Consider the following 20,597-nt stretch of genomic DNA (forward strand, 5'->3'; position numbering starts at 1 on the left):
AGATACAGCATGTAATTATCCCAGGTCATGTTTAGTACTACATCGGGTGTCCAGCCCCCGGCGTATTTGCATAATGAAAGGATGCTAGCATGTGGGAGGCTATTTCTTACTCCGTCCCGTCCGTTGGACTCGTCTTCGGTTTCAGTATCTTCACTGTCCCTTTCATTAAGACGATAGAATTCGTAAAAGACTGCATGCCGTAATTATCGAATACGGCCCTAAGTGCTGTATACAAATCCTCTCCAAAAACATTCTCTTCAATGAATGCGATCAATTCCGGATCCGGCTCTTTTCCATCGTTCTGAATGGCTGTGGCAACAATTTCCACGATTAACGGCTGATTGGCATTCACAAACCTGAAATTGCCTGATAGTTCCTCTTCAAGCTCTGCTGTTTTGACAAGTTTGTCGGACAGCGCTGCCACCCTGTATTGAGTGCTAACCCTGGCAGGCCAAATCTCAAGTTTACGCACCATATCTTGCTCGGACGGCGGTATCTCAATTGTCCGCGGCCTTCTGCCAATTAGCCGCTCCCACCATTTCTGAGGCAACACCTCAACTGTGGGTGCAGGTGACTTACTCAACCTAACTTGTAACGTGTGGACTTTATACCTATTGAGGGTTTGAGTCACCAGATCAAATATTTTGCTTTCTTCCATCTTTACGATAAAGCCCCGTACCCATTTTTGAGCCGGGGCTTTCTTTAATAGTTCTACAACCCTTGTTACTTATCCTTTGCCGGGGTTTCTGTCGCATTGGCTGGCTTTTTGGCCTTTGCCTTCGGATCTTGTATCACCGCATCCTCAGGAAGCAGCTTTAAAAACCCGGTCCCCTCCGGCCCGTGCCGCTGTGCCAGCGCATTTGAAACCTCACCTTTCCATCCGGCGGCATAGTACGAACTTGTAGCTTCTACAAGAAAATCGCTAACTACTTCGACCTTTACCATGATTAGTCTTCGCTAGAATCAATTGCAGCACCAGCCTCAGTAACCCATTTCTTTATCGAAATAGCGTCCAGGTTGCCGGTTGTAGTTTTGAAAGTCCCAATTATAGCACTGAGCAAAAGTTGCTGAACTGAGGTCTTTGACCCGCCGCCTGGAGTTGTATAAGTCACTTCAGTGTTAGGAAAAACTACAATTTGCTTTCTATTGTCCTTCGCCGACCTGGTAGTCAAACGGATAGCAAGATTTGCAACCTTACGTTTGGCTAATTCAATAATTTCCGTAGTCTCAGCAGTATAGACAATGTTGTCCAACATCTGAAGAATCTCTGGTTTTTGCTGCAATACACCCACCGTTAACACATTTGGCTCTCCGTCCTCATAAAAAGTCAATACCACACCGTCTTTATCCTCAGCGCCTAATGTTGTCCTTGTGTCTAGGTTCTTCGTGTATTGAGGAGGGTTATCTTTTGCAATGTATTCTAGCTTTGTCCACACTGCGGAAGATGCGCCAGCCTGTGTGAAAAACGCAGGAGCGATCTCAACGCTTTCAGTTCCTGCTACAAAAAATGTTGCCATAATATTAATTTTTAGTGCCTACTAGCCAAGGGCGTTTGGCGATTTTAAACTTCTACTTGTTTGTTTTGTATCGAATAATACTTGTACTGAATATTCACGAAGTATGAGCCGTCAGTATCTTGAATCGGTAATGCAGGACCGTCGAGGAACACCCGGAATGTCGACTTGTAAATACCATCAATCAAGGGCATGACGGCTTTTCCTATGGCGGACATTCGAGCCTGGTCTGGCACCATTAAAGTGCCGGCCTTTATCTTAGGCACATAGATGTTAATATTGCCTGCCCCAGCCTGGTCCTGATTTTGGGTAATGCCAAGCCCATTGATTACGACATCACATTTGGTACTACCGTCAGGCCTAATGCTTGGATAAATACCGCCATCAATGAGACTTGTCAATGCAGGCACATTTAGTAGCGACCGTACATCAGTAACCATATCAAACACATCCTTCATCAGAAGCCCCTCCACTTTTGGTTAAGGAATCCGCTGAATTCTATGGATGCCATTTTCGTTACGTCAAATTCTTTCGCCTGAACGAACGAGGCATAATCTTCCCCTGCTACCAGGACCAGAACGACATCGTCAGAGTCTGAATGCCCCTTTGCCCATCGTGCTGCAGTCGCTTCACCTTTCGCTTTTCCTTCCGCGCCTGTACGCATCAAAGGGAAGTAGCTTTCAACGACCTGACCCGATTTCACGATTGCAAACCCAACCGATGAAACAAGGTTAAACGTCCTGTTGGTGTAGGGCTTGTTAGCTAACGTCTTGCTACGGGCAATTTCGGTGTACTCGACACCTTTGGCCCGAAGGAATGATATGACCTCTTCAGTACGCTCACTAACCCGTTTCTCGATATATGATCGAACCCGATCCATGCTGTATGTAGCCTCAAGCGATATCATACATCAACCCTCCATCTTCTCACCTGTCCCCTATACACTTCCCTAACCACACCAACGAAATGAACATACTCCCCTTCAGTAACCGTCACCTCCTGGCCTATTTCCGGCATTGGCGAACCGACATCGACCGCAATACGCCCCTGTTGCCTGACCACCGAGTTATCCTCGTTACGGAACTCCTTACTGTTGTCAGCATGCCACCTGCATGCCACCTGCACCTGCTCTCCGCCACCTCCCGGAATCGGAAACCCGGTAACAGGATCGATTTGCGGCTCGCCTGCGCCAGTTACCCATGAAACGATATGTGGTCTGAAGTTTACCATATCACCCTTTGTCTAACTGTTGGCTTAGCTGCTGCGAATGGATCTACCAGGCCCCACTTCCTCATTATCGCACTGTAAATCTCGCGCAGGTTGCCAGCGTATTTTACCGACGCATCATCCTCACGAACTTCAGTCACCTGAATAACAGTCAAAAGAAGCCCCGCCCATACCAGATCGACATCCTTACCATTCGTTCCCGGATCGTAAGTCGCTGTGCCGTCCAATCCTGATTCAAGGATTGCAAGGTCTAGCGCGCCGGATGCAAGGGTAAGCTGCTCGGTCTTGGTGGAAAGGGCTTCTTTGATGGTCATTACTCGCTGTCTTTAGCAGTTTCTCCGTTTGATACCAGTCCTTTCTCGACAAGCTCAGCGATACGCTCTTGCGTTAGATCGGATACGTCCTGACCGACCTCATAAGCGATATCCCAATTATCCTTGTCTCTAAATGGAGCGACTACCTTGTAGCCTGCTCCTTCGGTTTTTCCTTTAGCCATTACGATTGAACTGTTTTAGTGTCCAACAGATAGATTTCATCAACATTGTTGATTACCGGCAGGGCCAGTGCCTGTGAAGAAGTGTACTCCTTCAAAGGATCAACTTTGTGATACTTCGAAACCAGGATGAACTCGTCTGCAACCTCATAGGTAACTGCCTTGTTCTTGTGAACCATTTCAGCAAGTGTACCCCATGTAAGTGTACCAACCTCCTCTGTGGTAAGGAATACAACAGACCCCTCTTGCCAAGGCTTCACGTTTGTCTTAACGCCGTTACGCTCGGTGCGTACAGTTCTGTTGACGATAACAACCTTCCATCCGTACTCACTCAGGATAAATGCTTTCGCCTTTTCTGAATTTGGTGTAGGGATAATGGTGTTGCCGTCAATTGCCATGTCGAGGCTGAAGGCGTACCTTTGCTTAAACTCAGTTGTTTTGATCATGTTCGCGAACGCGTACTGGTCCATCATGACAGTTGAAATGGTATTGCCATCAGCGTCAGCCTTATCCTTCACCCTATTGAAGTCGGAGATCGGAGTTGCAGAAGCGGCAGTTGACCAAAGTACTGACACACCGAACTTGTTTGCAGACTTGTAGCCAAAGTCAACACGGATACCTAACCCAACATTGGCAGTGTCCTGGATCAGCGTAACACCACTGGACAAGGCTTGCAAGAACATAAGCTCCAACACCTCATACACACCGGTGATTGCTTTTGCAGTATCCTGGAACAACTTCTGAACGATGGTAGACTCCTGAGTCGCCGGGCTGTTAGCCAGGATATTCAGATCAGTCATGGTACGCTCGTTCAAGGCCAGTTTCATACCCAGTTTAGGGATATCACCGTCAGCCTTGCTAATCGAGTCGCGTTTTTTCAACGGAAGCGGTGAATCCATTGCAACTACGTCAGCAGCTACATTTGATCCCTCAACATTGATTGAGTTCCACTTCAACGTTGGAGAATACTCCTTGCGAAGCATTGTTTTGTGCAGATACGTCTGCGGCGCTTTTGTGCCGTTGATCTTTTCAACGACCTTCGCTACTAAGGGCTTGAAATACTTCGCTACCCAGGCGGTAAATAATGATGGTTCCATAATTAATCTGCCCTCCAGATGATTTGCGGCTGAGCAGTCTTAACTGCGGCCAGAATTGAACTGATGTTGTAAGCCTGAGCGGACGGGTTTACTGTACCTCTATCCATCAGACCGACAAATGGCTTGCTTTTCGGCACTGAGGCCACAACCACGTAAGGGCTGTAAGTGTGATCCGCTGGCAGTGCAGCATAGTTGGCTCCGGAGATAGGCATCGGCTTGAGATTGCCGGTAGCAGTCTCAACAATCACCACATGCCCTGCAGGAATGATATCTGGTGTAAAACCAGTTACATCGAGCGTTGCTCCACCCACTTTGCCGCTGATATACTCAACGATCACAATTGAATCGTTACCTGTGTCCAGGTTAACCGAGTCGTTGTTTAAATTTGCTGTAGGCATTTTTTAGAATTTAGTTAGTTATAAAATCGCATCTACGACGGCCTCAACTTCGGCGTCTGATGCCTTTCCTTTGCTGGCAGCACTTCCGCTACCCCCCGCCGGTCTGCCTCCGCCAAGCGTCTCGTTGGTTTCCTCCTGGATTGCGGCAGCGTGATCTTCTTTCATTGACTCCAGCACTTCATTGAAGTGAGCATCATCTCTAAAAGTGAATAAGTCAAACTTTTTCAGTTCACGCGCTTGGTACTCCTTAGAGGTTCCCTCCATCGACTTGATGAATTGCTCCCTGCGAGTGTTGCCGATTTTTTCCGTCTGTAAGGCTTGCAACCCCTGTCCTAAAGTCTCTACCGACTTCACGAGTGACTTTGCCCATTCGGGCACATCAGCATCATTGGCAGGTTTTGTTTCCTCAGCCGGTTTTTCGGCAGGTTTATCTTCAGGCTTTGGCTTGTTGGCGTTAACCTGACGGTTAATCTCCGACTGCATGATATCAGTCATTGGCTTCACCGCTTCGATTGCCGCTGTAATTTCCGCGTCTGTAGATTCTTCGGTGAGGTTCACGCTAATCACATCAGCAAGACCCTCCAATGCTTTTGGGCTGAAACCCTTGCTTGCAAACAAGGTCTTCAACATTGCAATAAGTTTTTGTTTCATTGGTATTTTGGCGATTATACACCCCGGAATTGGGTTGCATATCGGCCTTTGACACGAAATTACCCCTATGCCCGCGCGTGCTAAAGTGAACGGATTTACTAAGCACACTTGGTAAATCGGGAACGGTTATTGCTATTCAATCGGCTGACTTATGATCCCCAACCACAGCATAACAGCGTCCTTCGGATCGGTAAACGAGACGGTAGACTTCCTTCAGGGAACTGGAGGCGGTCAGCCTAATATTCACATTTACATGAAAGGCTACTTTTTAGGCAATGTGATTTATACAGATAACGGCTGGCGCGTTCATTGGGGGCCGGTGACGGATAAGTCTGTTTTTCGGGAGTACACACAGTATTTTGCAGCCTCCGACGCCGATGCTGTTTTGGACCGGCTTGTTGAGGCTGGTATTGTTGAACCGGGGGATATTTTATAACTTCAAACTTTAACACCACAGACTAAACGCATATTATGTGCTACTACACTTCTGTAAAGACTACCGGCCGCCAACTTGCCGCTGACTTACATGCGCCGTTCGAACGTGCAGATCAGTTTACCGGGATTGTCCGGGCAAACGGGTTTTCACATCCTGAGCTGCCTGTACTGTCAGTAGATAACGGGCGGTCGATAAATATGTACAACTGGGGCCTGATCCCTCATTGGGTTAAGGATTGGGAGTCTGCCGTGAAGCTAAGAAGGCAGACCCTCAACTGCATTAGTGAAGAGGTGTTTGAAAAGCCATCATTCAGGGATAGCATAATGAAGCGCCGGTGCATCATACCTGTAACTGGATTTTTTGAGTGGAAGCACGTTGGAAAAAGTAAGTTTCCGTACTTCATCCACCCAAAGGAACAGCCGTATTTCTATCTGATGTGTTTGTACAGTTTTTGGACTGACCCTGCCACCCGAGACGTATTGCCAACATTCACTATTCTCACAGGTGCCGCAAACGTCCTTATGGCCGATATCCACAACACCAAAAAGCGCCAGCCTTTAATGATTGATAAGCGCAACATTGACGCCTGGATGTCTCTTGACCTGCCTAAATCCGGCGTTATTGAACTGATGCAACCTTGCGACGATAGAGAAATGGCGGCGTATACAATTGCGGGGGGAACTGACAACTCCAACGATGATCACATACTTGAACAGGTAAACTATGGATCCCTTCATAATTAAAGTAAACGGAACTGTGCTCACTGTCTATCCCCAAGAAGATGGATCATTCAATATTTTTTGGAACGGGGAACAGTATGCGAACATATTCGCTGATATCGACGGTGACACAATGGAACCTATATGGTCAACAGGTGACCTGGTATCGCTGGAAGAGGTTCAAGCAATTGGTGAGGCTATTGAGCGTTTTGAGAAGTAATTATCTCCAACGCCCGATCTAACCTGTATTTAACAGCCTCCTCAACACGGGCACCTGCAGATCTGCTCTTTAGGATATCGATTGACTTAGCTATAAACTCACTGGTATCCGGCACAAATACACCGCTGTCAAGCTGTAAAGTTTCTGGTAGATCAATGCCGTGAAAGGCTGCTTCGTATTCTTCTGCTGTCATGGCCGCGAAGGTAAGTAAAACTTTGATGCCGGGCCAGGTGTTTTATTGGTCCGGCTCGCATATCAGCCACCATAGCTATGGCAATAAAAAATATGAAGATTGATAAGGCTGCAATCGTTCAGCCCGACTTTGAATTACCAACGGCGGCAGAAGTATTACATCCCGTACTATTTAAAGAAGGTGATCAGTATTGCTGCCTGCTTGGCCCTGATCCACAAGCCGGTGTGTTCGGGTGTGGAACCTCAGCTCAGGAAGCCGTTAACGATTGGGAGCAGGAGCTGAAAGACAGGGTGAACAATGCCGGCGCATCGGATAAGCTGACGAGTCAGATTATTGAGGAGCTTAACGCCGAGGCCACACGTAGAATGGTGTGGGAGTTTGAAAATCAGTTTAGGCCGGTTAAGAGGAAGTAGCCTTTATTTTCCTCAACAAACGCGCAAGTATTACGACCTGCGTGCCATCGGCGAACTCAACTAGCATATTTGAATTTCGTCCCCGTATGCATTTCCCGTCCGGGCGGCGAACTGCTTTGCAGGGCTGCTTTCGGTATGCCGGGTCGGTGTCTTTTGATCCGTGGTAGATGTATTGCATGTTACTCATCACTGTTTTGCCTCAGATAATCATAAAACACTCCAATTAACAGGTCTTTATCCCCTTTGGATAGCATGGTGCTATTGACAAACGCCCGGAATTTTTCGGGGTCGAGTTTGGCTTGTAGCCGTTTTATCGTGGCCAGCAGTTGGGCAATTACTTTGCTGTTGTCGGTGTAGATTTGGGTCATAACTTCACTATTATACTAAACCCTAAAATTGTCAGTATGCCACCATCCGAGCCATGCCCGATGTAAAGTAGTGGATAGTGCCTGTAATTACTTTTTGATCTTTTGCCTAGCGCAAATGTTGTGCTGATTTTCATATCTTCTCTGCTTTAAGTATTAAAGGGTTGCTTACTTTGGATTGGGCTTCTTCGTATTGAGCCTCCATATTTGTGTACAGCTCGTCGCTCATAGTGCCGTAGTAAATGGGATGCTGATACGGATTCTCCAACAATATACCGTTAGCTTTTAGAAAGTCAACAAAAGCAGTCTTTCCGAACTTATAAGCCGTCCTATTATTAGGATGAGGCAACTCAACCCACATACCATATCCATCTTTAAATCTGAACAGTGGTTTTACTTGCTCCTCAGTCAGCTCCAACGCCCTGCCCAATACGGTATACTTGTAGCCGGAAGGGAGCGGAATGTAATCCGGCATGCGTATATCGTCTTCCATGCAATCGAACGAAAGCCTGTCCGGTAATATCTCAAATCCGGTGGCGTTAGTAGGAACCTCTACAACCAGCAGATCGGCTATGCCTGTGTTAAGTAGTTTCATTGTTCGGCCTCCATATTTAAAATAGCATAATGCACACTTCCGCATTCGGGGCACCTCTGACGCTTTTTGATAACTATTAGGTCTGAATATTTGAACTCATGGCAACAATCCATACATTTCAATGTCACTTTCGCCTTATCTATTCTAGTCCTTGATGTAGTTTCAGGGGTTGTTGTGCTCAAATGAGCAGGGGTATAAGGTGGCACCAGGTCGTTAATGGAAATTGACAGTAGTCCGGACAGGAAACTAACCACATGTAACGGTAGCCTTTGCTTTCCACTCTCAATGTTGACTATTGACACCCGGCTTATATTAATCAAAGAAGCAAGTTGATCCTGAGTATAACCTTTGTTCCTTCTCGCCTCGTAAATGAGCCCACCGACCTTTTCATAAAATTTGGTCTGATGCTCCTTTTCTTGATAAAATTCGTTCTTCTTTTCCATCACTTACTGTTTATTTTCTAATATGCTCCTGACATTGATGTCGTGAACAGGGGGTTAATAAATTGGTTTGGGTTCTTCAGTGATTGGTTTGTAGTGGGTGATTATTTTCTTTTCAAAAAGATCGCCTACGGAGTCAGAAGAGAAAGTCTGAGCCAACATCAATTCAGATTCAGGAAGTAGGTTTAACCTTTCAATGTTGCAGACTTTGTGTCTACCAACTTCCGGCAAATTGCTTCCGTCCGGCTCTATGCGTATCCATCCGTTATTGTCGCTTAGATGCCTAAGTTCATAAGGAAGAAATTCTTTATACCACTTTGCTGTTTTCCCTGTAGCTCTTGAATATTCAATGCAATGAAACCAACCTGTTTTAGTGTCTATAAAAGGAAGCATTTCTGCAAACTCTTCCTCTGTAGCATGTTTAGGAACGTATGCGGCTTTTATAACTTCCAATCTTGCTTGTTCGTTAGTCATACTCAATCTATTTTAATTATCGCCCATTGTTTGTTAGTGTCGGCTCCTATGGCTTCAAGTAGCCTAGCTTTATTGCTAATTGTTGGATAGCTTCCATATCCTCTTTAGGATATCCCCAATGACTACAATACAGTCCGCCGTAGCCGTTATTATGGTTGGCGTTGTCGTCTCCCTGAATGAAATCTTTAAAGTCTCTCACAAGTCCCAATAAAGTGTCGCCGTGAAACCAGCCTTTAGGCTTTCGGTATTCAGGAACTGATAGACAAATATCATATCTCGGATTATGCTTCCATACCCATTCGGCTTTATACCAAATCTTGTTGTTTCGAATAAACAGATAAGCCACTTCTGTTTGAGCTTCTGATTTTCCGTTTTCTCCTTTTGAATGGAAAAACCTACGTCCTCTGGACGCGATTTCTCTCATGATTTCGTTTACGATTTCAATTCGCTGCTGCTTATCCATTGTCTTTCTCTTTAGGGGGTTGGGGGATTGGTTTCCAATGAGTAGGTTTTGAATCTAAAGTAACGCCATGAACGTGCTTAATGCTCCAAACGCCTGATTTCGTCAGCCACCCTGTAGTTACCCAACTATCGCACACTGCCGCTCTGGTTCCAAATAACCCGTAGGACAGACGTACCTTTACATTTGGTTCAGGGAGTTTCTCTTTTATTGATATCCATTTCATTGTTTAGGTGTTGAGCCATATTTGTCGTACCACCCTCCTCTATTATCGTTTATATCTGGAATACCGTCGGGAACCATTTCGAACAATGCTTCACCTTCATCTGAAAAAAGCCCTTGCCTCATGCCGCAATGTCCAAATGCACAACATCTTCCTTGCTCGTCCGCAAACTCGTTAGTAGTCCACTTATCTTCAGGTATCGCTTCAAACTTCTCAATGAAGTAGTCTAATGTGTAGTTCATGACTTATCGTTTAGTGTTAGTTCCTGGCCTGTCAATGATTGGTGAAGGTTCTGAAGCTGGTGTACGTATTGGATGTCCCCTCCTAGATGATATAAATGGCAATAACCTGTTTGATGTGTATAAACTTTGAAGTAGTTGAAAGACCAAATTTTTATCCATGGATCTTCGCCCTTTGTATAGGTAAACCCAAACCTTACCAGCCATTCTTGGGTGAGAGGGATGCCAAACAAGTTTACCGCTTGAACGATTGAAACGTGTGCCGAGAGGGTGTCGTTCCTGGTATATTTACATCTCGCGCCGTCTTCCCTCACCTGTACCACTTCCATTTCGGAGCCGTCTTCAGTCTGTACCAGGTTGCCTAGTCGGAGTTCTCTTGGGTTTATCATGGCTTCTCGTTTAATGCTTTAATTAAAGCGTCGGCCAGTGTTACCGCACGTTCGGCGATATCTTCGCTTTGATTGGGTTGCAAATACGTCTGATCGGACAGTATCCCTTGCATAGCCATAGCTGCGAATATTTCTCGTTTGGTCAAGCCGGTATTCGCATCGTACTGAACAGTTCCATCCTGGTTGACGTGTGGCGCTGGATTAACCGGATCGTGTGGTTGTGTATTCATAACGTTTCTTCTATAATTAGATTTTATTGAATTGTTGTTCTATAATGCCGAACACGTGGCCGGCACCTCAAAACCCCGCTGTGGTGGTCAGCGAGGCCTTGGGGGTGTTCAATGGTTTACATGAATGTCACATTTCCTTGTGTATGATAGACTATGCCGTCTCCTAGCATCTTCATCCAATCTTCTTTTGAAGCTTTGAAATGAGCGAAAGTTGTGGCATTCGCTGCCGCCCACTCGCACAGCTTATCAAAGTCATCCTTATGAAATACTGGACTTAATGGCGTCCCCTCAGAAGTGCTTTCGTATAATTGAATATGGGTCAACTCATCATGTGAATATAACCGAGTGTGATAAGACTCTACATCAGGAGGATTTCCTCCCCACATAGCGTAAAAAGGATACTCAATCTTACGATCCGGATTACCTATGAGGTCGGCGTGTGTTCCCAACTGCCAAGCGTTGTGCTCTTTTAACCAATCGTTTAATGCATCCAGGTAAAACGTGTCAAACATTGGAATATACCTCCCGTTTTCTTTTGGATGTTCCCAACCTTCAGGAACTCTTCTGATTTCTCTTCCCATTATATTATTATTATTTAATCTCCGGCTTTAGTGCCTTTGACAGTTCAAATGTACAACGTTTGTTTCACATTTACAAATATTTTGTACATTTTTTATTTCACATTTATTTTTATATGTTTGCAGCATGACAGTTAAAGAATTCCTACTTGCTACCGACGATATAAAGCTTGCTTCAATAGCCAAAAAGATGTACCCTACAAACGTGAGCGCTGATACATATCTCAATCGCAAACTAAAAGGAACTGACGGCCGTCCTTTCACAAAAAAAGACGCTGAAAAGGCGTTAACCATTCTCAAAGAATTGTCCATAACGATTAATAACCTTACTGTCGAGTAATTCTATATTTTCCTTTTATAGAGCTAATGTTCTATAAGTGTCCCATCGCTAGTCCCGCTAGCGCTATCCACCGCATCCATAAACTCCCGTGTCCGGTCCACACCTAGCGCTATGAAATGCGATAGAAGCCGATGCAGTTCAACGGCATGCTCATAGGTCAACTCCTCCCTATCTGTGACTTTAAAAGCAAATGCCAGGTCAAGCCCGATCTGATCAGCGGATTGCTTGATGCGTCCGGCATGATTGTTCACTGAGGGCTGCTTGAATTTCGTATCAACGAGATCCGTTTGGTACTCGATTTTTATCATCTCTGCCAACACACCCATTGTGTGAACTGACTTTAATATGCGATACACCTTCGCTTCGCTTAATGGCTGTTTCATGGCTTTTGTTCCTTTCTAGCCGGTAGCGTGTCGGACTTTAGGCTCTCTGAGTACTCACGTAACCACTCTGCTTCAGCCGCTATATAGTCGTCCTGGACTTTCTGATATGCAGCGCCTGCGACTACGTATAGCAGTGCGTACAGGGCGATCATGGCGAATCCAAATATTATTGCGCAGATCATACGTCCTGCCTCCTCTCAGCGTCAGCGTCGAATCCAGCCTCCTCCAGCCACAATTTCAGCAAGGCAATCGTCTTTTCGATATCCTGCTTAAACTGGCCTTTCTTTAAAGCCCTGTCAATGCGTTTAACGGCATCAAACTGGTATGAGTTCCATCCACGATCTTGTGCGACCTTGTACAGGCTGCCTTTGCTGTTGTCGTAGTATTCTGGAAGCTTGACGCCTCTGATCACTTCGTTTTCTGTGCGGTCTACAGCCCTCTCCAGCAATGGCGCTTTATAGTTGCCACCACCTGAAGTTGATCGTGGCATAGATTTTTCAAATTCCCTCAGCAGGTTAGCATAAGGTTCAGCATCTTCCATCGTCTTTGCTGCCTTGTATTGTTCCCAAACGGCGCCATAGGTGTACGGGATGAAGTGTTGGTTGATGTTATTCAGATCCCAGCCTCCGCATGAGCCGTTTTCACACGTAATGGCGGTATCACTAATGGCATGGTAAACTTGTCCTATGGCAAAAACATCTTTGCCAAATCCGGTTGTATCAACACACACGAACTGATCGCCTTTTTTGATTGATGTTATCATAAATCCACATTCACTTTAATTGTTGCACGATCTATATTTATCTGCCTGCCCTTATACAGGCCTTGCTTTTTACGCAGCTTCTTGACTTTCCTGGGCAGCCTTTTAAGCCTTATAGACACACCGTATTCAGGCTGGCCAAGCCAGGTTCCTATGCCGTAATTCAAGTAGCCTTCCATGTTGATGAGTACTGGTTTTTGAAGGTCAATAACAGGCATCTCCGTTAGTTGGGCAACTACCGCTCTCTCTTCCTCTGAGATGTGGCGCATTACAACCATGCTAATGCCGTGTATACTGTATGTGCTCACGATCTACTGCTCCCCATTCTTATCTGTCAAATCCCAATCCTTAGCGTTATAGGAGGCACCCGTCACCTTCGCTCCGACCCTTGCCAGTTCCTCCTGATCAATTAGCCCCATGTGAGGCTTGTACTTGCTTGCCAGTGTAATGGCATCCTGCAAGTCTTCTTTCAATGTGCGTACTTCGCGCTGTAATTGTTGTAATTGGTTCATAATTTTAAACTGCGTATCTGGTTTGTAATTGCGCATATAAGGCCTCATATACATCATTTTTCTGATCTTCGGTTAATCCTAAGGGCACCTGGATATGGTTGGAACATTTAAACCCCTTCCCGTTAGCCTTGACTACTAAAAATATGTGGCCTGTTTTGGCAATTCTTTTATTGTGCACCCTCGTTTCTTCTGTGGTATAATTACGCAGGCATCCTTTTTTAGTTAATTTGTCAGCCGTGGATTCTTTGTCCTGTTGCTGTAGTGTCTTTTCTTGCATATTGTATATATAGCCCATCCGGAGCCGGTCTGTGCTGCTATAGCATACCCATTACGGGTGATTTGTAGCTAATGCAGCGTGTTAATGTATTCTTTAGTTATCCATGCCATTACTGCGACTGCTATCCACAGCACTACGTGCACCCACCAATTGCGGTCTGGCTTGTGGGGCGTTGGTCTGCGTGGCGCAGGTATAAACTGGCCGGTGTTATCGTCAAGTATTGGCGCTGTCAGGTATTCGTGAAGCAGCCAGAGCCAGGCAGCGAACCACAGGGTTGCGAGTAGGGTTAGCATGGGTTACCTAGATTTAATAATATAATCGCCACTAACTTCGATCAGGCTATCTCCTTTGAAGTAGAAGACGCCATCAGACTCCTTGCTTTCATTGACAATGCCTCTGAATGAGTCGCGAAAAACAACTTCTCCTCCACTGTACATTTCAACTTCGTAATTTCTTTCGGTTGTCTGGAAGCCTCTTTCCATTCGTTGACAACCTCTCTGACAGCTGGACAACAGCCCAACAGCCAAAATCATAACCATTAATCTTTTCATATTACATACGCCTCTCGGCAATTAGTTACAATCCACGCCGCCCAAAATGAGCCGGCAATAAAACAAGCGTGAGGTAACCACTCCTCACGCTATTCAACTCAACTATTCCCGGGCGTTTCGCCCTTACCAAACATAACCTCCGCATCATGCGGATAACAAGTGCCCAAAGGGCTTTCACAATAGACCCCATGCCGGGGATGCTTTGCCTGCACGTCGCGGATACCCGCTGGCAGGGCTTGAATGGTGGGGCTATGCGATACCGTCCCTAGGTATCTTGATGCATAGCCTTTTTCCTGTAGAGAATGCCGGGATCGAACCGGCGACCTGATGGATAAAACCACCGCTCTAACCTACTGAGCTAATTCTCCGCGCCCGTCTTTCCGGGCTGTCAACCATTGCGTATGTCATGCATCTTTCAGCATGGTGCCTATTTGCAAGTTTTTTCTACTTAATAGATCAACTCCGTTCGACGCTTTAAACGTTGGCTTTCTGCGTTGCGGGGACACGACTTGAACGTGCGACCTCTTGGTTATGAGCCAAGCGAGCTACCAACTGCTCCACCCCACAATGTTTGCTTGCCACCCGAATGATGTACAAAAAAGAATGATGCTATCTCTAACATCATTCCCTTCTTTGTTAAGCACATACTCACTATCCGGTGACAAGACAAATATAGCAATATACTTTTTATTCACAAATGAATATTAAAAATTATTTTTAGCTGCTATCCGGCCCTACGAGCAGCCACCTTGTAACCATGCGACCGCTGAATCTTATTCGTTTTGTGCCGTTTGCTCTTCCCATTCCCGTAACGCAAGCCATACTCTTTTGGGGACAGCCCCGGCATACCGTGTGTAACCAAATCTAACCCTCCAACTTCTCGCATCACCTTATACTTACTGACTGGCCGGGCGGCAGTTGCTTTAGTCTCGTGCAAGGTGCCCGCTGTGCGATGTGCCTGTGCGGCGTGTGATCCGGCCAGACCTGCCATCAGGGCTGCAGCCATTAAAAAATGTTTTCTCATATATAATTTCTCTAAGCCTTTCGGCGGTTAATAACCCGCATTTCCGCACGGGCAGGCGGTTTAGTTATTCTTGTACAGGCGGCGCGTCGGTCTGGATTTGCGTTGGTTTGAGGGCTGCTGCGCGTTTGGTGGCTGCCTCAAGTTCAACCTCTATCTGCTTCAGCTCCTCCTCGTCACTATCAGTCAGGTTTAGCATGGCTACGGCTTTCTTGCGGCTCAGCAGCCCGGCCCCTACCAGTTTCACAATGTTCTCGTAATTCTCGGTGTCATTTGACGGCATGAATATCGAAAACTTAGGTGTCACCTCGAGTTCCACGTCCTGCATGCCGCCAATTACCCCCATAATGGTAAGTAGCAGGTTATACCGGCGCTGTACTGACATGCCCCATCCGCCCATTTGCTCATTCATGGCTTTAAGTGTTGCTGGAAGAAAGAAAAGCTTCATTGTCACGCCTGGTACATTGGCGCCTAACGAGGTTGCGTCCTGAAAGCTGATCTGAGGCGTAAACGTCTCATCATAGATCATCTTAATCAGGTTTTTCCTTTCATCAATGATCGATTCAGGAGCACCGGTAGCTTCAACAAACTTCATGTCGGCACCATCGTTAAGCTCGAACACCTTTCCAGTCTCGCCTCTGGCTATAAAGCCCTTTACCTCACCTTTAACGGCAAGTATCGGAGATCCTGTGGCATCATTCTGGTCTGAATGGTTTGAATTTAGTATTTCAAGCCTGTCGATCTTATCTTGAACATCAGCCCACTCAACATCATTCTGCTCATGAACGATAAACTGAGGCTTAGTGAACTTGTGTGGTTCAAAGGTTTCGAGCGCCCATCCGCCCTGCTTCTGCGTGTAGACGTAATAACCGTTATCGACGTACAGGTCAAACTTGCTGACCTCCTTACCTTCATCGTCTCTGATCTTGTACCCACGGCCAAGGGCGATCATTTTACCAAACTTATTTCTGATCGGGTACAGATCGTCTCCGGTTTCAGTGGACATGATAAGCAGGCGCATCTTCTTAACCTTCGACGTACCCGGCATAAGATCGCCCCAGAAAGACTTCTCTGCATCTTCCGAATACCAGACCTCAGCACATATCTTGTATGTCTTCTTGAGGCGCAAAATCTCCTTATCCAGATAATCGATCTTGTTATCCTTAAGCGTCTTTAAGAGCATCTTGTATTTGCGCTCCTGCTTATCGTCCATTTTGTTAGGCGCAACTGGTTCAACAGGCGTACCGGCAGCGATTTGGACTGCCCACTGAACGATCATCTTTTGGGCGCTGGAAGTGATACGGGCGACCTTCTCCCAATCTTTGGTCATTTTATCCGTACCGGCGCCTGGCTGTCCATCTTCAATTTTTACCGGCTGACCGTTGGAATCGTAGACAGGTTTCCATACCTCCCTGTCTTTGCGGGAAGACTTTTGCATCACCGCATGGTTTTCAGGATAGTACTGCTTCCAATCATCATCCTCCTCAGGCCTCGAGGCCTGAACTACGCTAATGAGTTTTGACGGATCGTTTGTAAGTTCCTTAAGTTTCTCTATCTCCATGCTGCAAACACCGATCCTTGCTTGGGGCAACACGGTGTACAACAAAAATAGCCAGCCTTACGCGCGAGGGTGCGTTTGTGGGTTTACTAAATGAGTTTGGTAAATTCATGTTGTGTCGCTATATTCGGAAATGGAATCAAGACAGGTACAGGTCAGTGGCGAAACTTATAAAGTTAGCCGACATCATGAAATAAAAGGATTGTTTTATGTTCTACATCCAAGCGGCACCCATGAACTTGCACGTCGTGAAGATGGAACTTGGCATTATATTAGTCATTCGGTTCTTTCCAAAGGTTTTGATTTAGATTCAATGGGGGCAGCCATAGACAAATTATTTGACCTTTAATTCCTGCCTTTGATATTCACGCGATCTTATGGTAAGAACTAACTGGCTTATATATACCGTTTTAATTGGATTATTACCTTTCTTTGTCAGATTTTTTATTTTCCTAATAGCTAACTCACTAGATGCAACATATATACTAAATGAAATTGACATGGTGGCATTCGGTCTAATTTTAAATGTTTCAAACATTAATGAGTTAGATCGTAACAAAGAGATGCCTGCAATTGAAAAAGCAAAAAATACAGGCCTCTCAATATTCTTAGTTATTATATTCTCGTCGTTACTAGGTATTTCTTATATCGCTGATCTCAAAAATGATGGAACATTTAATCACAGTGCAGTCAAGTATCTTTCAGTCACTTTGTCTTGCGCAGCGTTAATTTTTAGCTATTCAATTTTTAAACGCGTTAAGGTATGACAACAAGTATGATTATACTTTGCATTCTGGTCGCAATCGGGGTAATAGCAACCGCAATAGTGAGTTTTCAAAATTTAACGTATCGAAGAAAGGATAGTATTAAAGAATTTAACCACAAAAGGAATGAAAGAAGAGACCAAAAAACAAAAAATTAAATCATTCATATATCTTGACAACAGCAAGATGTTCTCGATCTCGTCACAACTTTTTTCAGGGTTGACGGAATATATCGTTAGGTCTAACACCGACACAGTTTCGGAAAGAGATGAACAAAAGGGTTTGCTGGGAACAGGCAGGGTGATGGCAGACATTATCGAAACACAAAAATCATTTGCTGAAAAAAGGTTTTTACACCATTACGCTTATAACATCTTCGAAGATAAGTTAGAAGAGGAAAATCGAGTACTCGAAATTAATCAAACTAACGTTGGATCAGCGATCAATCGCATAAATGAATTTAGCTTTGTAAAAATAACTGGAAGAATCGGATTTAACGATTCGACAAAAATCCGCTATACTTTAGAAAATTTTAATTCCATTGGTGAATCATTAGCGTATGCAGCTCACATGAATGATATCAATGAACTGGAACAGGAAACAAGTAAAATGATTTCGTCTACTAAAGACAGGAACTCAAAGCATAAGATAAAGCAACAGTCTAACCAAATTTCAAATATCCGGTCAATATCCAAATCTCTAGGTTTGTATTTAGACCCTAAAATGTTGGATCATTTGTCTAACATTTTAAAATTTGGGTATGAGGGATCATTTGAAGTACAGTTGCCCATCGTGAGTACTTCTACATATTACCTTTTCAGTTCTCTATTGGATAGGTCTCTACTAAGCGAACCCGAGAACACAATAATAACAAGAAATTCGAGGGAAACTGAGAAAGAGTTTACAATTTTTGGTATACCGACCCAAGTTCAATCAAGAGATGTTAAGCAATCAATATACGCTGATGCTCAAGAAAAGTTATTGAACTCAGATGCAACGCCTAATATGAAGGAAGCGATTATGAATATAATTTCCCATATCACGAATATTGAAACAGCCTTTACTGGTAAATTGGATTATGAATACATGATTGATCCTATAGCGGTTTATAGAGATCTGTAGAGTTATCTACCTAATCCCCGAGAACATTCTCAGGTCTGGTTTTTTCTTTTGCTTGTCAACAAACGCCAGATACTCCTTGTGGAAAGCCGAAACAATGAAGTCCTTGAGTGTATCGGTTAAGTGCCCATTCTTCTCGTATGTCAGGTTCTCTATTGTAGGATGCTTGACTCGCACCTTCAAAATACTACCGTCCTTGTCGGTCTTTGTTTCGATATAATCATTGATCGATTGTCTGCAGTGCTCGGCAATCTCAATTGATAATCCGTCGATCTCGCCGGCAAATATAGCGTTGATGAAGTCTGCTATTGTTGAAACAACCGGCGCGCTCGGCAGCATGCAATCTTCAATCTTGTGTCCTTCTTTGGTTATGGCTCCGGTGAATAGCTCAAAAAATGATTTCTTTTCCTCGTCGATATTGTTCCGATTCTTGGTAGACCTGTCCCCGTAAATCTTCACCCGCTGGTTGTACCCGATCTTGGTCAGCCACTCACCTACGTTCTTACCGGCCTTAGTGCCTGTATTAATAGGATCAGCTGCAGGCAGCTCATGCACCTGGCGAATGATCCAACCCCCAGATTCCTTCTTGATCAGTTGCCAAACAGTAACGGCTATGTGCGGGTACACATTGCTATCAAGAGAGACATGCATCATGTTGTTTACATCCCAATCAAGCGGACGGACGTGATCACTCAGTTCAAACTTACGCAGGAACTCTCCCCCTGTTTTTAACTGAACATCCCAATTTCCTTCGACGTACACTTCATACTCGTAATGATTGAGGTTTTCCCTTAGCGACGGAAGATAATGCGGCTGAGCCTTTAAAAGCGGCAAGTTATCGTGTATTCTAGACTGGATATAATGCCATGTTGATTTCAGCGTTCCTTTTTTCCATGGCGTATAGATCAAATCCTTTACCCATCCTTGCGTCGGGTTACATGTAGCCATGACGATAGGTTTTGGTTGAATCGTCAATTTAGGCACGATATAGGATCCGGCACGCTCGAAGGCTTTGAAAAGTGATACCTGCTGGCATTCATTGATTTCCTCAAAGCCAAATCCATTAACCTCAAGTCCTTTCCAACGGTCCAGTTCTTTGTCCTGGTTATAGTTCTCCGGAAAGAAAATAATCTGGCTGCCGTTTTTGAAAGTGACGGTATGAGTTTCGTTATTCATCTTTTCGATGAAGCTATCCGGCTTTACTTTATTCCAGGACGGATAAAGGTTTTTCTTGATAGTGGGTAAATTCTTGCGGACAACTGCCCACCGGCTACCGGGGAATACTTTACATAGCAGACAGAAGATCGCTAGCAAGACAAACGTTTTGCCTCCCCTGATCGCTCCTCCGTACAGCACAAAAGAAAATTGACCTCCTATTACAGCGTCTATAAACTCGCCCTGTTTCGGGAAAGACTCGAACAGTGTTATCTCCTCTGGAAGGATCTCTTCATCCGCTTCAAAACTAAAACTCAATTTTTTGGCCGTTAAATATCATCACCTGCTTTGCCGGCGGTGTTTCCGGAATGCCGTCATGCTTCACGTTCTGATTGTCAGCCATACCCAAGTCACGGGCGATAATGTTTGCATTGAACGCACCAACAGCAGCGCCTTCAAATTTCTGGGCGCGGCATCTGGCTCTCGCCTGCGTTAAGATGTTGGATAATTCTGTGGCTTCATCGTGAAGTTTGCTCTCTTTATCCTTGACGTGCTTCAAAAGCGTATGTGAAAGTTCCGTGATATATTTCTCACCAAGGTTGTGGAATGCACAGAAACCGACTTCAGAATACGGCCTTGCTGTTGGCACCTGAATGATCTGGCCCGCTAGCTCTCCGGACTTCATAACCTCGTTTTTCATCCAAGGATTATCGTCAACATACTGGAAGTATTGTTGCCAAGCCAAATCAAATTCAGTTGGTGAAAATTTAAACGGTCTGCCTACAGGTTTTTTCTTTGCCATT

The 20,597-nt window shown here is 45.0% G+C and carries 41 protein-coding genes and 2 tRNA genes; 8 read left to right on the forward strand and 35 right to left on the reverse strand.

Annotation, left to right across the window (positions count from 1 at the left end; genetic code table 11):
* Positions 1 to 106: 106 nt before the first annotated feature.
* The 11 genes from QEP07_RS15750 to QEP07_RS15800 all read right to left on the reverse strand — a co-directional run bounded on the left by QEP07_RS15750 (position 107) and on the right by QEP07_RS15800 (position 5,380).
* Positions 107 to 658, reverse strand: a complete 552-nt coding sequence (locus QEP07_RS15750) for a hypothetical protein (protein ID WP_285011195.1) — start codon at positions 656 to 658, stop codon at positions 107 to 109.
* 65 nt (positions 659 to 723) lie between these two features.
* Entirely contained in the window at positions 724 to 945 is a 222-nt protein-coding gene (locus QEP07_RS15755; protein ID WP_285011197.1) for a hypothetical protein, read from the reverse strand.
* A 2-nt stretch (positions 946 to 947) separates the two neighbouring features.
* Complete coding sequence (locus tag QEP07_RS15760; RefSeq protein ID WP_285011199.1) at positions 948 to 1,517, reverse strand: hypothetical protein; 570 nt, start codon at positions 1,515 to 1,517, stop codon at positions 948 to 950.
* A gap of 44 nt (positions 1,518 to 1,561) precedes the next feature.
* Positions 1,562 to 1,987 carry a hypothetical protein gene (locus QEP07_RS15765; RefSeq protein ID WP_285011201.1) on the reverse strand — a complete coding sequence of 142 codons (426 nt, stop codon included), beginning with the start codon at positions 1,985 to 1,987 and terminating at the stop codon, positions 1,562 to 1,564.
* A complete protein-coding gene (locus tag QEP07_RS15770; RefSeq protein ID WP_285011203.1) occupies positions 1,972 to 2,421 on the reverse strand; it encodes a hypothetical protein in 450 nt (149 codons plus the stop codon). The genes QEP07_RS15765 and QEP07_RS15770 overlap by 16 nt, the downstream gene beginning before the upstream one ends.
* Positions 2,418 to 2,744, reverse strand: a complete 327-nt coding sequence (locus QEP07_RS15775) for a hypothetical protein (protein WP_285011204.1) — start codon at positions 2,742 to 2,744, stop codon at positions 2,418 to 2,420. The genes QEP07_RS15770 and QEP07_RS15775 overlap by 4 nt, the downstream gene beginning before the upstream one ends.
* Positions 2,738 to 3,055 carry a DUF6706 family protein gene (locus QEP07_RS15780; protein WP_285011205.1) on the reverse strand — a complete coding sequence of 106 codons (318 nt, stop codon included), beginning with the start codon at positions 3,053 to 3,055 and terminating at the stop codon, positions 2,738 to 2,740. The genes QEP07_RS15775 and QEP07_RS15780 overlap by 7 nt, the downstream gene beginning before the upstream one ends.
* Positions 3,055 to 3,237, reverse strand: coding sequence for a hypothetical protein (locus QEP07_RS15785; RefSeq protein WP_285011207.1), 183 nt, complete (start codon positions 3,235 to 3,237; stop codon positions 3,055 to 3,057). Before QEP07_RS15785 ends, QEP07_RS15780 begins: the two co-directional genes overlap by 1 nt.
* Positions 3,237 to 4,331 carry a major capsid protein gene (locus QEP07_RS15790; RefSeq protein ID WP_285011209.1) on the reverse strand — a complete coding sequence of 365 codons (1,095 nt, stop codon included), beginning with the start codon at positions 4,329 to 4,331 and terminating at the stop codon, positions 3,237 to 3,239. Before QEP07_RS15790 ends, QEP07_RS15785 begins: the two co-directional genes overlap by 1 nt.
* Positions 4,332 to 4,333: 2 nt before the next feature.
* Positions 4,334 to 4,729 carry a hypothetical protein gene (locus QEP07_RS15795; protein ID WP_285011211.1) on the reverse strand — a complete coding sequence of 132 codons (396 nt, stop codon included), beginning with the start codon at positions 4,727 to 4,729 and terminating at the stop codon, positions 4,334 to 4,336.
* A gap of 18 nt (positions 4,730 to 4,747) precedes the next feature.
* The gene (locus QEP07_RS15800; protein ID WP_285011212.1) at positions 4,748 to 5,380 is read right to left on the reverse strand and encodes a hypothetical protein; all 633 of its coding nucleotides are present in this window, start codon (positions 5,378 to 5,380) and stop codon (positions 4,748 to 4,750) included.
* Between the two features lie 151 nt (positions 5,381 to 5,531).
* On the opposite strand from QEP07_RS15800, the gene QEP07_RS15805 reads away from it, so the two are divergent.
* The 3 genes from QEP07_RS15805 to QEP07_RS15815 are packed head-to-tail and all read left to right on the forward strand — an operon-like array spanning position 5,532 to position 6,755.
* The gene (locus tag QEP07_RS15805) at positions 5,532 to 5,816 is read left to right on the forward strand and encodes a hypothetical protein (protein ID WP_285011214.1); all 285 of its coding nucleotides are present in this window, start codon (positions 5,532 to 5,534) and stop codon (positions 5,814 to 5,816) included.
* Between the two features lie 35 nt (positions 5,817 to 5,851).
* A complete protein-coding gene (locus tag QEP07_RS15810; protein WP_285011215.1) occupies positions 5,852 to 6,559 on the forward strand; it encodes an SOS response-associated peptidase in 708 nt (235 codons plus the stop codon).
* Positions 6,540 to 6,755 (forward strand): hypothetical protein, encoded by a 216-nt coding sequence (locus tag QEP07_RS15815; protein WP_285011217.1) that lies wholly within the window; start codon positions 6,540 to 6,542, stop codon positions 6,753 to 6,755. The genes QEP07_RS15810 and QEP07_RS15815 overlap by 20 nt, the downstream gene beginning before the upstream one ends.
* Here the strand turns inward: QEP07_RS15815 and QEP07_RS15820 are convergent.
* Positions 6,733 to 6,948 carry a DUF6965 family protein gene (locus tag QEP07_RS15820; protein ID WP_285011219.1) on the reverse strand — a complete coding sequence of 72 codons (216 nt, stop codon included), beginning with the start codon at positions 6,946 to 6,948 and terminating at the stop codon, positions 6,733 to 6,735. The two genes, QEP07_RS15815 and QEP07_RS15820, sit on opposite strands and share 23 nt — an antisense overlap.
* A 77-nt stretch (positions 6,949 to 7,025) precedes the next feature.
* Between QEP07_RS15820 and QEP07_RS15825 the strand changes: the two genes are divergently transcribed.
* Positions 7,026 to 7,361 (forward strand): hypothetical protein, encoded by a 336-nt coding sequence (locus QEP07_RS15825; RefSeq protein ID WP_285011220.1) that lies wholly within the window; start codon positions 7,026 to 7,028, stop codon positions 7,359 to 7,361.
* 179 nt (positions 7,362 to 7,540) lie between these two features.
* Here the strand turns inward: QEP07_RS15825 and QEP07_RS15830 are convergent, their stop codons facing one another.
* From QEP07_RS15830 to QEP07_RS15870, 10 genes are all read right to left on the reverse strand, one after another.
* A complete protein-coding gene (locus tag QEP07_RS15830; RefSeq protein WP_285011222.1) occupies positions 7,541 to 7,729 on the reverse strand; it encodes a hypothetical protein in 189 nt (62 codons plus the stop codon).
* A gap of 130 nt (positions 7,730 to 7,859) precedes the next feature.
* Entirely contained in the window at positions 7,860 to 8,321 is a 462-nt protein-coding gene (locus QEP07_RS15835; RefSeq protein WP_285011224.1) for a hypothetical protein, read from the reverse strand.
* Positions 8,318 to 8,764, reverse strand: a complete 447-nt coding sequence (locus QEP07_RS15840; RefSeq protein ID WP_285011226.1) for a helix-turn-helix domain-containing protein — start codon at positions 8,762 to 8,764, stop codon at positions 8,318 to 8,320. The genes QEP07_RS15835 and QEP07_RS15840 overlap by 4 nt, the downstream gene beginning before the upstream one ends.
* 54 nt (positions 8,765 to 8,818) lie before the next feature.
* A complete protein-coding gene (locus tag QEP07_RS15845; protein WP_285011228.1) occupies positions 8,819 to 9,235 on the reverse strand; it encodes a hypothetical protein in 417 nt (138 codons plus the stop codon).
* Positions 9,236 to 9,281: 46 nt separating this feature from the next.
* The gene (locus QEP07_RS15850; protein WP_285011230.1) at positions 9,282 to 9,698 is read right to left on the reverse strand and encodes a YoqU family phage-derived protein; all 417 of its coding nucleotides are present in this window, start codon (positions 9,696 to 9,698) and stop codon (positions 9,282 to 9,284) included.
* Positions 9,691 to 9,921: a DUF551 domain-containing protein gene (locus QEP07_RS16570; RefSeq protein WP_350223385.1), complete on the reverse strand. Its 231-nt coding sequence runs from the start codon at positions 9,919 to 9,921 to the stop codon at positions 9,691 to 9,693. The genes QEP07_RS15850 and QEP07_RS16570 overlap by 8 nt, the downstream gene beginning before the upstream one ends.
* Positions 9,918 to 10,160: a hypothetical protein gene (locus QEP07_RS15855; RefSeq protein WP_285011232.1), complete on the reverse strand. Its 243-nt coding sequence runs from the start codon at positions 10,158 to 10,160 to the stop codon at positions 9,918 to 9,920. The genes QEP07_RS16570 and QEP07_RS15855 overlap by 4 nt, the downstream gene beginning before the upstream one ends.
* On the reverse strand, positions 10,157 to 10,546 hold the full coding sequence (locus tag QEP07_RS15860; protein ID WP_285011235.1) for a hypothetical protein: 390 nt from the start codon (positions 10,544 to 10,546) through the stop codon (positions 10,157 to 10,159). Before QEP07_RS15860 ends, QEP07_RS15855 begins: the two co-directional genes overlap by 4 nt.
* Positions 10,543 to 10,776: a hypothetical protein gene (locus QEP07_RS15865; protein WP_285011238.1), complete on the reverse strand. Its 234-nt coding sequence runs from the start codon at positions 10,774 to 10,776 to the stop codon at positions 10,543 to 10,545. Before QEP07_RS15865 ends, QEP07_RS15860 begins: the two co-directional genes overlap by 4 nt.
* Positions 10,777 to 10,892: 116 nt before the next feature.
* Positions 10,893 to 11,357 carry a hypothetical protein gene (locus tag QEP07_RS15870; RefSeq protein WP_285011240.1) on the reverse strand — a complete coding sequence of 155 codons (465 nt, stop codon included), beginning with the start codon at positions 11,355 to 11,357 and terminating at the stop codon, positions 10,893 to 10,895.
* Between the two features lie 124 nt (positions 11,358 to 11,481).
* Here QEP07_RS15870 and QEP07_RS15875 point away from each other — a divergent pair, with 124 nt between their 5' ends.
* Positions 11,482 to 11,694, forward strand: coding sequence for a hypothetical protein (locus tag QEP07_RS15875; RefSeq protein WP_285011242.1), 213 nt, complete (start codon positions 11,482 to 11,484; stop codon positions 11,692 to 11,694).
* A gap of 23 nt (positions 11,695 to 11,717) precedes the next feature.
* On the opposite strand, the gene QEP07_RS15880 is transcribed toward QEP07_RS15875, so the two are convergent.
* The 11 genes from QEP07_RS15880 to QEP07_RS15930 all read right to left on the reverse strand — a co-directional run bounded on the left by QEP07_RS15880 (position 11,718) and on the right by QEP07_RS15930 (position 16,759).
* Positions 11,718 to 12,002, reverse strand: coding sequence for a hypothetical protein (locus tag QEP07_RS15880; protein WP_285011244.1), 285 nt, complete (start codon positions 12,000 to 12,002; stop codon positions 11,718 to 11,720).
* Between the two features lie 71 nt (positions 12,003 to 12,073).
* Positions 12,074 to 12,229: a hypothetical protein gene (locus QEP07_RS15885; RefSeq protein ID WP_285011246.1), complete on the reverse strand. Its 156-nt coding sequence runs from the start codon at positions 12,227 to 12,229 to the stop codon at positions 12,074 to 12,076.
* Between the two features lie 26 nt (positions 12,230 to 12,255).
* On the reverse strand, positions 12,256 to 12,840 hold the full coding sequence (locus QEP07_RS15890) for a hypothetical protein (protein WP_285011248.1): 585 nt from the start codon (positions 12,838 to 12,840) through the stop codon (positions 12,256 to 12,258).
* Positions 12,837 to 13,106, reverse strand: a complete 270-nt coding sequence (locus QEP07_RS15895; RefSeq protein WP_285011250.1) for a hypothetical protein — start codon at positions 13,104 to 13,106, stop codon at positions 12,837 to 12,839. The genes QEP07_RS15890 and QEP07_RS15895 overlap by 4 nt, the downstream gene beginning before the upstream one ends.
* A 42-nt stretch (positions 13,107 to 13,148) precedes the next feature.
* Positions 13,149 to 13,349: a hypothetical protein gene (locus tag QEP07_RS15900; protein ID WP_285011252.1), complete on the reverse strand. Its 201-nt coding sequence runs from the start codon at positions 13,347 to 13,349 to the stop codon at positions 13,149 to 13,151.
* A 4-nt stretch (positions 13,350 to 13,353) separates the two neighbouring features.
* Positions 13,354 to 13,626, reverse strand: coding sequence for a hypothetical protein (locus QEP07_RS15905; RefSeq protein WP_285011254.1), 273 nt, complete (start codon positions 13,624 to 13,626; stop codon positions 13,354 to 13,356).
* A gap of 68 nt (positions 13,627 to 13,694) precedes the next feature.
* The gene (locus QEP07_RS15910) at positions 13,695 to 13,919 is read right to left on the reverse strand and encodes a hypothetical protein (RefSeq protein ID WP_285011256.1); all 225 of its coding nucleotides are present in this window, start codon (positions 13,917 to 13,919) and stop codon (positions 13,695 to 13,697) included.
* Positions 13,920 to 14,473: 554 nt separating this feature from the next.
* Positions 14,474 to 14,545, reverse strand: a tRNA-OTHER gene (locus tag QEP07_RS15915).
* Positions 14,546 to 14,671: 126 nt separating this feature from the next.
* Positions 14,672 to 14,744 (reverse strand) — tRNA-Met (locus tag QEP07_RS15920).
* Positions 14,745 to 14,901: 157 nt separating this feature from the next.
* Positions 14,902 to 15,201: a hypothetical protein gene (locus QEP07_RS15925; RefSeq protein WP_285011258.1), complete on the reverse strand. Its 300-nt coding sequence runs from the start codon at positions 15,199 to 15,201 to the stop codon at positions 14,902 to 14,904.
* A 64-nt stretch (positions 15,202 to 15,265) separates the two neighbouring features.
* Entirely contained in the window at positions 15,266 to 16,759 is a 1,494-nt protein-coding gene (locus tag QEP07_RS15930; protein ID WP_285011260.1) for a phage portal protein, read from the reverse strand.
* Between the two features lie 130 nt (positions 16,760 to 16,889).
* Between QEP07_RS15930 and QEP07_RS15935 the strand changes: the two genes are divergently transcribed.
* From QEP07_RS15935 to QEP07_RS15945, 3 genes are all read left to right on the forward strand, one after another.
* Positions 16,890 to 17,105: a hypothetical protein gene (locus QEP07_RS15935; protein ID WP_285011262.1), complete on the forward strand. Its 216-nt coding sequence runs from the start codon at positions 16,890 to 16,892 to the stop codon at positions 17,103 to 17,105.
* A gap of 28 nt (positions 17,106 to 17,133) precedes the next feature.
* The gene (locus tag QEP07_RS15940) at positions 17,134 to 17,523 is read left to right on the forward strand and encodes a hypothetical protein (RefSeq protein WP_285011264.1); all 390 of its coding nucleotides are present in this window, start codon (positions 17,134 to 17,136) and stop codon (positions 17,521 to 17,523) included.
* Between the two features lie 123 nt (positions 17,524 to 17,646).
* Positions 17,647 to 18,642 carry a DUF6414 family protein gene (locus tag QEP07_RS15945; protein WP_285011266.1) on the forward strand — a complete coding sequence of 332 codons (996 nt, stop codon included), beginning with the start codon at positions 17,647 to 17,649 and terminating at the stop codon, positions 18,640 to 18,642.
* Positions 18,643 to 18,648: 6 nt separating this feature from the next.
* Here QEP07_RS15945 and QEP07_RS15950 read toward each other — a convergent pair whose 3' ends face one another.
* On the reverse strand, positions 18,649 to 20,112 hold the full coding sequence (locus QEP07_RS15950) for a terminase large subunit domain-containing protein (protein ID WP_285011268.1): 1,464 nt from the start codon (positions 20,110 to 20,112) through the stop codon (positions 18,649 to 18,651).
* A complete protein-coding gene (locus tag QEP07_RS15955; RefSeq protein ID WP_285011270.1) occupies positions 20,102 to 20,596 on the reverse strand; it encodes a terminase small subunit in 495 nt (164 codons plus the stop codon). The genes QEP07_RS15950 and QEP07_RS15955 overlap by 11 nt, the downstream gene beginning before the upstream one ends.
* Position 20,597: the final 1 nt, after the last annotated feature.

The sequence above is a fragment of the Pedobacter faecalis genome, assembly GCF_030182585.1.
GTDB lineage: Bacteria > Bacteroidota > Bacteroidia > Sphingobacteriales > Sphingobacteriaceae > Pedobacter > Pedobacter faecalis.